This is a genomic window from Streptomyces sp. NPDC048484, assembly GCF_040651415.1.
GTDB lineage: Bacteria > Actinomycetota > Actinomycetes > Streptomycetales > Streptomycetaceae > Streptomyces.
In genome coordinates, this window is record NZ_JBEZJY010000020.1 from 167,736 (window position 1) to 181,029 (window position 13,294).

General features: G+C 65.0%; 13 protein-coding genes and 1 pseudogene. 7 read left to right on the forward strand and 7 right to left on the reverse strand.

What is annotated here, in order from left to right; all coding sequences use genetic code 11:
• Nucleotides 1-3: 3 nt before the first annotated feature.
• Nucleotides 4-1,929 carry a UvrD-helicase domain-containing protein gene (locus tag AB0D14_RS21620; protein WP_362781343.1) on the forward strand — a complete coding sequence of 642 codons (1,926 nt, stop codon included), beginning with the start codon at nucleotides 4-6 and terminating at the stop codon, nucleotides 1,927-1,929.
• A gap of 63 nt (nucleotides 1,930-1,992) precedes the next feature.
• On the opposite strand, the gene AB0D14_RS21625 is transcribed toward AB0D14_RS21620, so the two are convergent.
• The 4 genes from AB0D14_RS21625 to AB0D14_RS21640 are packed head-to-tail and all read right to left on the reverse strand — an operon-like array spanning nucleotide 1,993 to nucleotide 5,836.
• A complete protein-coding gene (locus AB0D14_RS21625; RefSeq protein ID WP_362781344.1) occupies nucleotides 1,993-2,169 on the reverse strand; it encodes a hypothetical protein in 177 nt (58 codons plus the stop codon).
• Nucleotides 2,166-2,903, reverse strand: a complete 738-nt coding sequence (locus tag AB0D14_RS21630) for a hypothetical protein (RefSeq protein ID WP_362781346.1) — start codon at nucleotides 2,901-2,903, stop codon at nucleotides 2,166-2,168. The genes AB0D14_RS21625 and AB0D14_RS21630 overlap by 4 nt, the downstream gene beginning before the upstream one ends.
• Nucleotides 2,900-5,242 (reverse strand): hypothetical protein, encoded by a 2,343-nt coding sequence (locus tag AB0D14_RS21635; RefSeq protein ID WP_362781347.1) that lies wholly within the window; start codon nucleotides 5,240-5,242, stop codon nucleotides 2,900-2,902. Before AB0D14_RS21635 ends, AB0D14_RS21630 begins: the two co-directional genes overlap by 4 nt.
• A gap of 48 nt (nucleotides 5,243-5,290) precedes the next feature.
• Nucleotides 5,291-5,836: a hypothetical protein gene (locus tag AB0D14_RS21640; RefSeq protein ID WP_362781349.1), complete on the reverse strand. Its 546-nt coding sequence runs from the start codon at nucleotides 5,834-5,836 to the stop codon at nucleotides 5,291-5,293.
• 1,361 nt (nucleotides 5,837-7,197) lie between these two features.
• On the opposite strand from AB0D14_RS21640, the pseudogene AB0D14_RS21645 reads away from it, so the two are divergent.
• The 3 genes and pseudogenes from AB0D14_RS21645 to AB0D14_RS21655 form a co-directional block, all read left to right on the forward strand.
• Nucleotides 7,198-7,314 (forward strand): annotated as a pseudogene (locus AB0D14_RS21645) (IS5/IS1182 family transposase); the annotation flags it as partial.
• A gap of 253 nt (nucleotides 7,315-7,567) precedes the next feature.
• A complete protein-coding gene (locus tag AB0D14_RS21650; RefSeq protein ID WP_362781350.1) occupies nucleotides 7,568-8,641 on the forward strand; it encodes a hypothetical protein in 1,074 nt (357 codons plus the stop codon).
• Nucleotides 8,642-8,646: 5 nt separating this feature from the next.
• Nucleotides 8,647-9,120 carry a hypothetical protein gene (locus AB0D14_RS21655; protein ID WP_362781352.1) on the forward strand — a complete coding sequence of 158 codons (474 nt, stop codon included), beginning with the start codon at nucleotides 8,647-8,649 and terminating at the stop codon, nucleotides 9,118-9,120.
• Nucleotides 9,121-9,427: 307 nt separating this feature from the next.
• Here AB0D14_RS21655 and AB0D14_RS21660 read toward each other — a convergent pair whose 3' ends face one another.
• Together AB0D14_RS21660 and AB0D14_RS21665 are read right to left on the reverse strand one after the other, a co-directional pair.
• Nucleotides 9,428-9,601, reverse strand: coding sequence for a hypothetical protein (locus AB0D14_RS21660; RefSeq protein WP_362781372.1), 174 nt, complete (start codon nucleotides 9,599-9,601; stop codon nucleotides 9,428-9,430).
• A gap of 153 nt (nucleotides 9,602-9,754) precedes the next feature.
• Nucleotides 9,755-10,021: a transposase gene (locus AB0D14_RS21665; RefSeq protein ID WP_362781353.1), complete on the reverse strand. Its 267-nt coding sequence runs from the start codon at nucleotides 10,019-10,021 to the stop codon at nucleotides 9,755-9,757.
• 59 nt (nucleotides 10,022-10,080) lie between these two features.
• On the opposite strand from AB0D14_RS21665, the gene AB0D14_RS21670 reads away from it, so the two are divergent.
• A complete protein-coding gene (locus AB0D14_RS21670; protein ID WP_362781355.1) occupies nucleotides 10,081-10,830 on the forward strand; it encodes a transposase family protein in 750 nt (249 codons plus the stop codon).
• A gap of 328 nt (nucleotides 10,831-11,158) precedes the next feature.
• Here AB0D14_RS21670 and AB0D14_RS21675 read toward each other — a convergent pair whose 3' ends face one another.
• A complete protein-coding gene (locus AB0D14_RS21675; protein WP_362781356.1) occupies nucleotides 11,159-11,701 on the reverse strand; it encodes a winged helix-turn-helix domain-containing protein in 543 nt (180 codons plus the stop codon).
• A gap of 213 nt (nucleotides 11,702-11,914) precedes the next feature.
• Here AB0D14_RS21675 and AB0D14_RS21680 point away from each other — a divergent pair, with 213 nt between their 5' ends.
• Both AB0D14_RS21680 and AB0D14_RS21685 read left to right on the forward strand, forming a co-directional pair.
• Nucleotides 11,915-12,406, forward strand: coding sequence for a hypothetical protein (locus tag AB0D14_RS21680; RefSeq protein ID WP_362781358.1), 492 nt, complete (start codon nucleotides 11,915-11,917; stop codon nucleotides 12,404-12,406).
• On the forward strand, nucleotides 12,372-13,294 hold a 923-nt coding region (locus AB0D14_RS21685; protein ID WP_362781360.1), incomplete at its 3' end, for a caspase family protein. The genes AB0D14_RS21680 and AB0D14_RS21685, both read left to right, overlap by 35 nt.

Consider the following 13,294-nt stretch of genomic DNA (forward strand, 5'->3'; position numbering starts at 1 on the left):
GCGATGACATCCCTGTATGCGCCCGACGCCTTCATCAAGGACAAGGTCGAATCCCTCGCCCAGCAGCTCGGCCTCGATCTGCCGCACCAGGAGCAGTGGAACTTCATCCAGAGCCTGGAATCCCTGGACCTCCAGGCAGCTCCCGGCTCGGGCAAGACCAGCCTGATCGGTCTGAAGCTCGCCCTCCTGGGTCAGGCATGGGCCTCGCCCACACGCGGCATCTGCGTCCTGTCTCACACCAATACGGCCAAGGACGAGATCACTCACCGCCTCACCGTCACACCGGCGGGACGCCGCCTGCTGCAGTACCCGCACTTCATCGGCACGATTCAGGCCTTCACTAACACCTTCCTCGCCCTGCCGGCCCTACGGTCCCGGGGCATTGAAGTCCAGACCGTCGACGACGACGCCTACGAGGACGAGGCCCTCCGGCTGCTCGAACGCCACCCCCGGTTCCGGAAACTCAACACCGCACTCGGGCACCGCACGAACGGTCCCGCACTCGTCGCCGAGGCCCGCTACGTCTGCGACGCCGGAGACCTGATCGCGACAGGACCTGACGGCACTCCTCCCTTCAAAGCATCCAGCGACAGTGGCCAACAATTCGCCGCGCTCAAGGAAACGCTCGCCGAGCGAGGCATCTTCCGTTACCACGACATGTTCGCCCTCGCCGAGCACCACCTCTTTCATCATGCCCAACTCGCACTGGCCGCAGCCCACCGCTTCCCCTTCGTCCTCCTGGACGAAATGCAGGACACCAGCGGCCTCCAGCAATGCCTGCTCGACAAGATCTTCGGCCCGGCAGGCACGGTCGCCCAGCGCGTGGGCGACGTCAACCAGCGCATCTTCGCCGACGCACCGGATGCCGCACAGCCCTCGTCGTTCCCCCTGCCGCACGCCGCCCAACTCCCCGTCAGCCGCAGGTTCGGCAGCAAGATCGCAGCGCTCGCCAGCGACCTCACGGTCCACCGCCGCCAACGCATCGATGGCGCCGGCCACGACGGGACCGTCGCCCTCCTGCTCTTCGACGACGACACCGTCGCGGAAGTGGTACCGGCCTTCGAACGGATGGCAGCGGCCACGGTCCCCCGCCAGCTGCTGTTGGATAACCCGCCCCGAGTCCTGGGCGCCCGCCTCACGCGGGGAAGCGCCAAGGCATTTCCTCAATCCCTTTCCTGCTACGTACCCGGCTTCACGAGCATGCCGGTCCAGACAACCGGCAGTCTCATCACGACGGCACGCGCCGCCCAGGCTCAGCGGCAATCCGGCGACAACCACGCAGCGATCACACTCCTGTGGAGCGCAATCCGTGATGTAGCCCGACTCGCCAGTGTCGGCGGTCTGCCCCCGCTGAGGCGACTGGACCGAGACCCGGCCACCGCCGGAGGCCGGGCACGCCTGCTTCTGCACGATCTGCTGACGAGCCCTCTCAACAGCCACGTCGAATGGGCAGTCCTCACCGCCCGGCTTCTGCGGCTGCTGCCGGACCTGACTCAGAGCCCCTTGAAAGGTGTCGCCCGTCTCGCAGATCCCCTTGCCCACATCCCGTACATCGCCCAGCCAGCGCCCGTGCCCGATGCGTCGGCTGATGCGGACCAGGGTGTAGTGGCGTCGGTTGCAGGATCGATCCAGAGCGCCAAGGGCGAAACCCACGCGGCCACACTCATCCTCGAATGCCTGGAACGCAGCGGCAAAAAGCACGACGTACACGAGGTCCTCGGACTCCTGAGCCGACAGCAGGACGCCTCCAAGGCCCTCGTCACGATCCAGCGCGCGGCACAGCTCGTCTTCGTGGGCGCCACCCGCCCCACCCACCTGCTCGCCTTCGCCGCGTACCGCACACGAGCCGAACCGTACGTCGAGGCGATGACGGCCCGCGGCTGGTCGGTCCACGAGATCCACGCGCGCAATGCGATCCCCACCGTGTGATTGGGAGCTCAGGCCGTCAGCAAGGTGCGAGTGAAGGCGCTGAGCCCGGTCAGCCAGCGACGGTCAAGACGGCGGGCCGTGGCCATGGTTGCGGTAGGGCACCTCGTCGGGGTGCAGCTGTAACCGGGCCAGCCGCCAGGCTGTGTCCGGGGACATTTCGTGATCTCTGTTCGTGCGGATGCGGTGCGCGAGCAGGCTCGTGCGCGGGGCCAGTACCCAGCGCAGCAGGCTGAGGTTCACTCCGCTTCCTCGGCGGCCGCGATCTCCTCGGCCAGGTGCCGGTGGCCGAGTGTGGCCATCGCGCTGCGCAGGATTTTCAGGAAGTCCTGCGCGTTGTCTTCAGTGAGCCTGCTGACGAACGTGTGCAGTGTCTGGGCGATCAGCACCCAGCGGGAATGCGGATGCCACTGATGGATCTGCCGAACCAGCTCTTCGGGATCGCTTCCCTCGGGTGGGCCGCCGATGCGGGAGGAGTGTTGGAGCAGCATGTACAGGCGTGCCGCTGCTGGATTCGCGAGGAGTTCGTCGCGCAGGAACTCCACGCGGGCGCGAGCCTGCCGGCGATCCATCTCGTCGAGTTCGAACTCATGCCGGGCGCGTTCCATGAGGCGAGCGCGTTCCGCTGCGTCGTCGTCGACGCGCAGGGTCACGCTGATGTTGAGTAGTTCAATGCCGTCACGGTGGAGGGGCAGTTGGTCACGTAGTGTCGCTGCGAGTTCCTGTTCGGCGGCTGCGATGCGGCCCACTGAGTCGCTGGCCAGTTGCTTTTCCACCAGGAGCCGTGCGACGCGGCTTGCTGCATGGCGGGCGTCCGGGTTCGTCGGACCATGCAGTGAGTGACGCCATTCAACGCGGATGACTGTATCGAATGACAGGCCTGCATCACGGCTTTCCGGGCGGTCGTGGAAGACGGATGTCCACGTCTGACGGGTCAGCTCGGAAGGGTTGTCGCGGCGCGTGCGGCGTCGCATCATGCAGGCTCTTCCTCGTTGTCGGCCTGGGTTAGGGCTTGCTGGAAGGTCTCGATGATGCCGTCGTCGAGTAGCTGCGTTAGCTCCGTGTACACGGCGCGGTGGGCCAGCCCGGCAGACGGGAGCTCGATGCGGCCTGCCGATTGCTGGAGGGCGGCGGCCTTGGCCCATTGCCGTGCGATTGCTCGCAGCCGGTCGCGAGGGCTCTCGCCTGGCGTGCCAGCCTGCTCCGGGAGCTTCACCGCTGTGCTCAAGGCCTTCAGCACGTCAGCGTGTATGTGGGGATGACTGAGTGCCGCGTCCAGCCACAGACGCACGACCGCCGATGCCTGGCCGTCCCGCTCGAATCCTTCCGTACCTTGAAGGAGTGCTCGCCAGCCGACGATCAGATCGGCGACGGGAGCCGTGAATTCCGCCTCGTCGCTGTGGGGGAGCAGGGCTGGGAGCGTGGGAGCATCGGGGTGTGTCGACTCGGCCAGGGCCCTGAATGCTTCCTGCCCGGCTACCAGCTTGGTCCCACCTTCCCTGCACCAGTCGATGACGTAGCCGAACAGAGTCCGGCGTGCGCTGGGATCGCTCCACAGACTGTGCACAGCTCCTTGCAGCGCTCGGCGTACTTCCGGGTCTCCCGAGCCGGCTGCATGGCGCAGCCGCCGCAGCGCCTTGCCGGTGTGGAGGACCCCGAACTCCCCGGCGCACACCTGCACGGTGGCCAGTTGTTGGGCGGCGTTGCCGGTCCTGGCCCACTGCAGCAGCATTTCGTGGATGTAGGAGGCGCTGGCCGTCTGTAGACAGGCTGACGTGAGGAGTTCCACGGCCGATGGCCATAGCGGGGTGTTGTGCCAGCGCCAGACCAGCTGGCGCAGTGGTTCTTGTCGACGATGACGTACCGCCCACCGCAAAGCGAAGCTCCCGATGCGCTCGGCCATCGTCTGCCGTTCTGCGTCAGTGAGCGTTTCGAGCGCGGTCTTGGGCTTCTTCAAGGGGGCGTCGGCCAGCCACTCCAGGAACTTCACCCGGGACAGGGGCCGATCGACCCAGAAGTACTCCAGTGCCGCGTCGTCCCATTCGGGGCGGTTGAAGGTGACGGTGTCGTCGGCCAGCAGTTCGGCTTTGATCGAGTCGACCATCTCGATGACGCCGGGTTCCTGCTGTCCCCTCAGGGATGGGTCACCGTCCCCGAAGACGGATGCCAGGTCGGCCGTGCTGGCGTAGACGTGCGCAACGGACGCTCCGCGCAAGGTGGCGCAGGTCAGCAGGAAGTTGCGCTGGAAGCTGGTACGGCCGGACTCCTTGTGCCAAGCCAGAAGCTGGGGACGCCAGTTGTTGCGGGCCGCGATGACACTGAGAACCTGCCGGTCGAACGGTGTGTCACCGCCGCTCTTCCGTTTACGTGCCAGCGCCTCCAGGTTGGGCAGGTTGCTGTCGTTGGCATGGTGCGCGTCCAGAATGAGACTGACGATTTCCAGGGCCTCCACCGGTGGCTGACCATTCAGCAAGGCGATGATGTCGTCATCGGTCAACCATCGGTCGACCGGCAGATCAGGTGGCCCCTCCGCGCCCAGCCACTTGCGGGCGATTTCCAATGGCGAGGGCACCCCGAGGGAGGGTTTGATGCCCTCAGGTGCACCACCGCCCACGCGGCGCCACTGCTCCGGTGTGCTCAGCACCACAAGCCGGGCACTGCGACGTTTCAGCGTGTACTGCAATCGCTCGATCGTCGCACCGAACGTGTCGGCTATCTCGAAGCCTTCCTCATCAGGCGGGAGTTCGAGCAGATAGCCGCGGTTCTCCGCCTGCGGCAGGCGGCGCAAGGGGAACTCCAGACCACCGCCGAAGCTGAGCGGTCCCACACGTACGGCCGGGAATTCATGACGCAATTGTGCGAGGAGCGCGCACGCGGTGGTCGTGCGCCCCGTGCTCGGCTTCTGGGCGAGTACCACGACAGATCCGGGGTTCTTCCACCACTGATAGATTTCGTCGAACGAGTCACCTCCATCAGGGCGCACGTAAACGGTGCGCAGCGCATTGAGGTAGGTGTCCGAAAATTCATTGTGATCAAGTGGGTTTTCGAAACTCGCCGTGACTTTCAGGGCGTTCATTTCACCCAGGTTGAGCAGGGCCATCTGCCGGAGACGCTTAACTGCCTCCGTGTCCAGAAGGTATTTGAGGCGCTCCTGCAGTTCCTCATCCAGTTGCTCATCCGCGTCCGGCGGTACGGTGTCCGGCGTCTGCGATGTGTCCGTGGATGTGAAAGAGCTGGTCTCACCCCAGCGCGGGCCTTCGGACCGCTGGCCGTTCTCGTGAGGTGGCTTCAGCCCATAGTCCTGCTGATCGTTCACCCGTACCCCCGTGGTGTGCCGCCCGGAATCCCGCTCGGACTGCGAGAGCTATCCGAGCGTGCCGTCGATTTCGAGTGCAGTGACCTCGCCGCCCTGGCGCACAACTCTGGTCCGCTGTTCGATGTCGGCTGACGCTTCGGCGGTTACCCGTCCCACCTTGACTGCCCGGGCCACCCCGTCTGCCTCGACTTCGTCAAGGATCTGCCTGACGCTCACGCCCGGTGCAGAACGCCGTTCGCCAGTGAAGGACAGAGGCTGCCCGTAGATCGCCTCCAGGTCGTCGCGCAGTTCACTCATCGCTTGCAGCAGGTTCTCGTCATTGTGTCGAATCAGAGCGGGGTTGCGGTGGTAGACGGCCAATTCCCGAGCCACAGCTTCCAGCCGGCGAATCCGCTGCTCGGTCAGTTCTTCGTCGTGAATGAGCAGAGGAGCTTCCGGTTCAATCAGGACTGGGCAGGTCGCCGGCTCGGTCGAGGCCGCGGTGTCATTTCCGCGACGGCGGTCGAGTACAGCACCGAGGCGGCCAAAGAGAAACGCGAATACCTGAGGCATGGCTGACGTGGCCACTGTCGCGAGCGACAGCTGATCTCCCATTGAATCCCCCGAACGGTGAACTTAGGTCACGGCAAGGCCGCAAGGTCCCACAAGGCTACGAGCGTCCAGGAGGTGGAGACAAAGGCGTATTTCCGCCAAACGTGCAGCTGCCATATTCGGTCAGGTGAATTCGCGCCTCCGGAGGCGGCATTAAATTCGCACGGGTGTTCCCAATTTGTGGCGGGAGGCAAGTACTGAGTCACCTGAGGTTGAAAATCCCGACGGCGGCCCGCCCGGTGGGTGCACTTCGAGAATCGGAACAGGGGCAACAACGGTGCAGGCGGTCCTGAATGAATGGCGCAAAGGGCGCATCGTAGCCGCCGACTTCCAGGACGCCCGTCATGGGCAAGAGAGATCGGGATCGGGTGGGTAGCCCTCTGCCCGGAGCCAGGTGCCGAGGCCAGCGCGACGATGTCTCCGCGGGCGATGTCGGTCTCGGCGTTGTAGCGGCGAATGCGTCGCTGGAGCTGGAGGACATCGGGGACGGCGTAGTTGAGTTGTCCACGTTTGGTGTACCGGTTGCGATGATGTCCAGCGTGTCCGGGTGTGGCGTGAGAGTCTCGTCAGCTGGCTGGAACTCGGTGTCCAGAGCGTCGGCGATCTCACGTAGTAGACGTGCGTGACGGGAGTGATTGGGCACGATAGCTGCTCCGGTTGATCCTCCTAAGGGCTGTCCTACCTTTTACGCGTGGGTCTGATCCGATCATTCGTAGGATCGGAGGGCCCGGGGGCTCCGGGTATGGCTGTAAAGGCTGAGCCGCTGGATGGCTTACGGGACTTGGCCGCCCGGGCCCCCGCGACGACTCGACCGCCAATTGGGAGACGCGACTCGATCGCTGTGTAGGACAAGCTGAGAGGCTGTTCAGCCAGCAGGCGCACCGCCGTGCCGTGCGTGAACAGACGCCCTTCGTCAGCAGCCGTAGCCGAGTCGGGAGGATCGGCGAACAGCAGCGTGTGCTCATGGGGCTCGGCCAGCACCACGAAGTTCAGCAGCGACTCGAACTGCACTCACTGACCAGGCAGGAGACCTGCATCGGTCACCCTTCGGGCGCTGGCGGCCCACCTCGCGCACCACCCGACGCAGGTGCCGCAAGCGAGGCCGGGCGTGGCTGGTCTCGGGTGTGACATCTACACCCCCGAACGGTGTCGACACGCTCAGGGAACTTGCCGTTCATGGAAACCGGCCCGCGTCCGGTAAGAACTGATGATGTCCGCACACTGCCAGAGGGTCTGGCGCACATCAATACAACCGGACAGGGTGTGGGGGCGACTCCCTACGGCGAGCCCGTCCACGGAGGCTTCTTCAGTGTTGAGCCCGTGCCAGCTGAGGCCCCTGAGATGGCACTTCAGGTTGGAAGGGGCTCACCGGCTACCGCAGACTCAACCACCCATACGAACGTCATCCCCGCAACTACCTGGCCTTCCTCGGCCTCGCCGCAGCCCTCTGCTGCTACAAACGGCTCGCCCGGCTCACCACAACTTGCGTTCGTTCCATGCACAAAGCGGAAGTTGTTGCCTTGCCGGGCGAGACGGCCTGATCCTGGGGTACACCTGGTGAGCCGGTCGGTGACGCGGCACAGGCGATGTCCGTGAGGGCACCGGCAGGGGGAGGGGTGGGGTGTGCAGCGAACCGAAATCAGACATGACGCCGCAGGGATTCCGTGTCGGTCGAGGGCCGTCGGCCGCGGCCGGCCGACCGTCATCCTTTTGGTGCTACCGGGGCTTCTGGCCATGAGCGCCTGCGATCCGGGCGACAAATCTGACGGGGAGGGGCGGAAGGGTCTCGATCTGAGCGTCGTCACTGAAGGCTGGGGCCCCGGCCGAGAGACCTTCACCGAGAACGGCCGCCCCGACAGCGCAGTGCTGAACTCGGTGACCGACAACCCCAAGCACGGGGACGAGAGAAATTTTCTCGCCCTCAAGGACGTCTCCACCGGCCAGTGGTATTCGAAAGGAGACGTCAGTCTGGAGCCGGGCCGGACCTATGAGGCGTCGATCTTCTTCCGGAACGACGCTGATCCCGGCACAGGGCGGGGAGCGAGTACGGGCACCCGGGTACGCGCGCAATTACCCGCGGAGGTGAAGGGTCGTAAGCGCATCACCGGGTTCGTTCAGTCCGACAACACCGCGCCCTCTCCTCTGTGGAGGTCGTTGGCACTGGTGGCACCCGCGGATCAGCCGGTGTCCTTGCGCATCCTGCCGGATTCCTCACGGGTGTACACCGGAGCACTACCGAAGGGTGCACCCCTTCCCGCGGAGGAACTGTTCTCCGGGGCGGGAACCCTCATCGGGTGCGCGTCCCAGGACGGCGTCGTCACCGGGGCGGAACAGTGCACGGGCCATGTGCAGTTCCGTTTCGTCGCTGACCAGCCCAACTTCGTGATCAGTCAGGCCGTCTCTCGTGCCGCCACGAATGCGCAAGAGAGCGGCCTTCGGTTCACGGAGGGAACTCGCGTCGAGTACAAACTCCGCTACCGCAACACCGGTACCACGCAACAGAACTACGTGGTTCTGAAGGAAAGTCTTCCGGCAGGCTTCCACTACGTTCCTGATAGCACCCACTATTCCATGTCGGCTACGGGCGGTGAGTGGAAGAAAACCGCAGACGGAGTCATGGGTGACGGCATCAATTTGGGTTCCTTCGCCCCGGGCGGTGGCGCGTACCTGAAGTTCACAGCCATCCTCCCCCGCGCGGAGGACCTGGAGTGCGGACTCACCAGCACGACCAGCACGGTATCCGCCAGGACACAGAACGGCACTAAATCAGCCGAGTCTGTCGTCCTCGTCGAGAAGAAGTGCGGGTAACCCGCGTGACTAACGAGGAAGCCGAAGGCGCAGCCGTAAAGAAATGGAAGACGCTACTGGAGAACCTGAACTTCGTCGTCGCGTTGATCGGTCTGGCGATCGCCCTGGTGGCGTTCTGGCTTCCGATCAGGATGGATCGGCAAGCTCAGGAGCGCGAACGATCCCGGACCTGCGTCGAAGCCGTCATCGACTTCCGGGCGTCACTCAAGACCATCGAGACAGGCTATACGACCGCCCCGGATCAGGTGCCAGACCGGATGGCGGACTGGGACGCGGGCAAGATGGAGGCCGAACGCACGCGAGTCTCATGCCTGGACGCTCCACTGGTAGCGCCGAACAGCATCAGGGAGTCGGAAGCGCTGTGGGAGCAGTACGACACGGAGCGGAACACCGCGCAGGAGGACACGCCGCCACTCGACGTGATCAAAGCTCTCCGCTCGTGGACACTCGCGGTGATCTCTGATCTGACGCGGCGCTGAGCAGTTTGGGGCGAGATCGACCCCGCTCCATACGCGTTCGTCCTCTTCCTCCGGCCCGCTGAAGGAGGGCGTGAGAGCCAGGAGGGCCTGACGGCTTGGTGTCAGACGTCGACGCTGCGTGCCGATCCTCCTGTTGCCGGGAAGCGAGTTGGGCGGTCAGGAACCCGCAGGGTACGGCTGGACAGGTCGATCGACGGCGGATACGCAAGCACACGAGGCTCCTGGCAGAACGGTGGAACTTCGTCGAGCCACCGTCCACCAGGAGCTCCAATGCCTCACGGAACCGGCCACCTTGTGTCCTCTGCGATCAGGTTGGAAGGGGCTCGGTGTGGTCATGCTGCAGAGTGCGCAGCTGCTCCTGCAGGGCGTCGACTTCCGCGCCGATGCGTTCCTGCTCCTTGGTGTTGCGCTCCAGGTCACCTGTGATCTGGGCGATGTACTGCGATGTCAATTCTGTACTGCTGGCCTGGATTTCAGACATGACATGGGCCTTTCTGCAGTGCGTGAGCACGGTGGTGAAGAGCAGGAACCGTATGCGCCAGGGGATGGAGATATTCCGTCTGTGATGACCGGATGGCCCGCAGGCCGTCACTGCGACAGCCTGCCGGAATCTAGAGATCTTCAATGGCTGAGGTTACGGCGGTTGGAAGTCGAGGCCGGTCTTGGCGATGAGGCCATCGATGAGGCTGGGTCGGTACTGCATCCGTTTGAGCCGGTTCTTCACCAGCGCGGTGAGCTGATCGAGGCTGTGTTTGGTGAGGTTGGCCAGGGACCGTTTCAGGTGTGACCACACGCCCTCGACCGGGTTGAACTCTGGTTCGTACGGCGGTAGATGGTAGACAGTGAGCTCTTTCAGAGTGGCCACTGATCGGGTGACGACGTCGCCGTCCGCAACGGACAAGGCTCCTATGCCGTTGAGGGAGGTGTTCGACGTCTCAACTCAGCGGCGCAGGAGCCTTGTTGGTTGCCTATCCTGCCGCACTCGATCTGCCGCATGCCCTGGTCGAGTGGGTCACCATGCTCATCGTCACCCGTGAGGGTGACCGACGTTGCAAGCTCCCGCCGCACCAGCGTGCGTTGGTCGGCCTGGTGTACCTGCGCAAGCACGAAACCCTCGCCCAACTCGCGGCCGGCTTCGGTATCTCTGTCGGCACCGCCCACGCCTACGTAGCAGCCGTCATCGACCTGCTCGCCGACCGCGCACCCGGGCTCCTGCGGACCCTGCGCGAAGCCGACCCCGACTACGTCCTGCTGGACGGCACCCTCGCGGAGTGCGACCGGGTCGGCGACAGCCGGGCCGATTTCTCCCAAAAACACCGACGCCACGGAGTGAACGTGCAGGTGATGACCGATCCAGCCGGACGGCTGCTGTGGATCTCACCCGCACTGCCCGGCCGCGCGCACGACCTGACCGCGGCACGCACCCACCGGATCCTCCGGATCTGCGAACGCCAGGGCGTCCCCATCCTCGCCGACCGCGCCTACATCGGCGCCGGCCCATGGGTGACAACACCACGCAGACGCCCACCCGGCGGCAACCTCACGCCAACCCAGCAAACCGTCAACCGAGCGCTGTCCGCCGCGCGGGCACCGGTCGAGCGCGGCGTCGCACGACTGAAGTCCTGGCGCATCTTCCGCAAGGCCCGGTGCAGCCCGAACCGAATGTCGTCAATCGCAGCCGCCATCCTCACCCTGGAGCGGCACCGCTGAAAAGGCTCAGTCAGCCATAATCGGGCCTCGATCAGCCGCCGCATGGTGCGGCTGACGTGCGTGTTCAGATTGTCCCAGACCAGGACGATCGGGCCGCCGAGCTGCTGGTGTGCGGCATCCAGCAGGCGGCCGTAGTCGGTCTCGTTGAAGCCTTTGCGCCGGCCCCTGGCGGGGCCGCGGTCGAGGTGGATGGGGTAGATCAGCCGGGGCCGGTGGCCGGGCTTGGTGCAGATCAGTGCAGCCATCGAGACGCGTATGGTGCCCGCGGCGGTGACCCGCACCACTGGTGTGTGGCCGCGTCGGCCCCAGGTTCGGCCTTTGGGCGGCCTCAGGCCCTGGCCGGCTTCGTCCTCGAAGCAGAGCCAGGAGCCCAGGTCCGCCGCCGTCTTTTTATGACAGGCCACTGCTCGTCCTTCCAGGCGGCGATCTTCTCCTCGTCGCGCTCGGCGGCCTTGCGGGAGGGGACCTGCACGCTCCAGCCGATGCGGTGCAGTAGCAGGTCCATCCCGGCCAGGGTGTACTCGACACCGAACCGGCGGCGCACGACCTCGGCGATCCTCGCCAGAGTCCAGCACTGGTCGCTCCAGCCGGCCGCGGCAGGCCCGGCATCCAACACCCGCTCCAGCACACGCAGTTGACTCGAATCGAGCTTGCAGCGGACACCACCGGGGCCCTTGGAGACCAGGGCCTGCCGACCGCCCGCGGCCAACGCCCGCCGCCAGCGGTTCGCCGACATCCGAGTCACTCTGAATTGCCGGGCGACCTCCCGGTCACTGGCCCCCGCTTCGATCAGATCGGCGGCCGCCAACCGGACCCGCTCACGCCGAACCCGCTCCTCAGCCGTCAGCCCTCCGCCATCGGGATACCTCATCCCTCCGGCATAGCGCAGCCCACAACAACCGTCACGACCCCACGTAACCCGCACCCTTAAAGATCTCTAGAGATAGTACGCATGAGCGGAACTGGATGTTCCTGCTTGTCTGAGGTTGGTGCTTGTCCCGCGCCTGGCAAAACAGCGAGCTCGAGCCGGAGCAGGCTCGTCTCGTCGAACGGGTGCTTCGCCTCTGAAGGGGAGGTACGAGGTGTGGACGACGAAACGGTGCTGAACGGTACTCTTTTCGGTAGTGACGTGCGTGCCTGGGCGCGAAATCGGGGGGTGCTGGTGCGGTTACAGCTTGGGTTTAGAGATGTGCGGGGGCCGGAGGCAGAATTAAGGTCGTTGTATATGTGGCTGATGGCAGACCCTGCCGCCCGTCGCCATGCGAAGCCGACACTGGGTGCTTCACATCCGTCGACACCAGGGGCGCAAGGTGACGTGCTCGACCTGGTATCGCTCGTGGTGAGCGGCGGCTTCAGTGCTGCATCGCTCGCCATGTCCCTGGTCGCCTGGCGCGCGACACGTCCGCTGCATCCTAGCGTGACCGTTGATCGCCCCGAAGGTCTGACGGTCACGATTTCGGGTTCCTCTCCCGAAGAAGCCCGGCGGCTTGTCGAGTTGCTGGTCGCCGACTCCGACGGCATCGATGAGGCCGAGGAAGTCGATGCTGTCGGGGACCCTGATGGCCTCTCTGCCTGATCCTTCCGCCTCACGGGCGGTGCTTATAGGCGCAGGCTTCTTCGAGACACTCGATGGTCTGCCCGCCGTAGTACACAGTGCGGAAACGCTCGGAAGCCTCTTCACCGAGCAGGACATCTGGGGGCTTCCCCCCGAGCACTGTCGCGTGGTGCTGAACCCCCAGACCCCGCGACAGTTGTCCAAGCCGGTAGCCGAAGCGGCCCAGGAAGCAACGGACACTCTGGTCGTGTACTACGCGGGGCACGGACTGATCGAACCCCGAACAGGCGAACTGCATCTGGCTGTTGCGGACAGCGACTGGACGTCAGTGCACGACACGGCGGCGCCGTACGAGTGGATCCGGCGTTCGATCGAGCACAGCCCCGCCGACCGAAAAATCGTAGTGATCGACTGCTGCTACAGCGCACGCGCGTTCGGCGTGCAATCGCCCGACGACGGGGCTTTCCTTGAAGTCCAGGGCACTTATCTGCTCGCGGCCTCCGCCGAGAACGCCGTTGCGATCGCGCCCCCGGGCGATCAGTACACGGCGTTCACCGGCGAACTGATCAGATTGATCAGCAACGGAGTGCTGGATGGCGACGAGTACCTAGTAGCGTGTCGCTGCTTAGTTCCGGTGTGTCGGGTCGGGAGGTTGGTGTCTGGCAGCTTTCCTTTCCCTCTGCCTGATAGGACGGCGCTCATGCCTTCGCAGAAGAAGCGTCCGGTCACGTTGACCGCGGCAGATCGTGATGAGTTGGTTCGGGTGACCACGACGGGGGTTCATCCGGCCTCGATGATCCGGCGGGCTCGGGTGCTGCTGGCGCTGGATACCTCAGTGGGTGTGGTCGATCCGAAAGAGGTGATCGCGGCTCGGCTCGAGGTCTCGGGGGAGACGATCCGGCTGGTGGC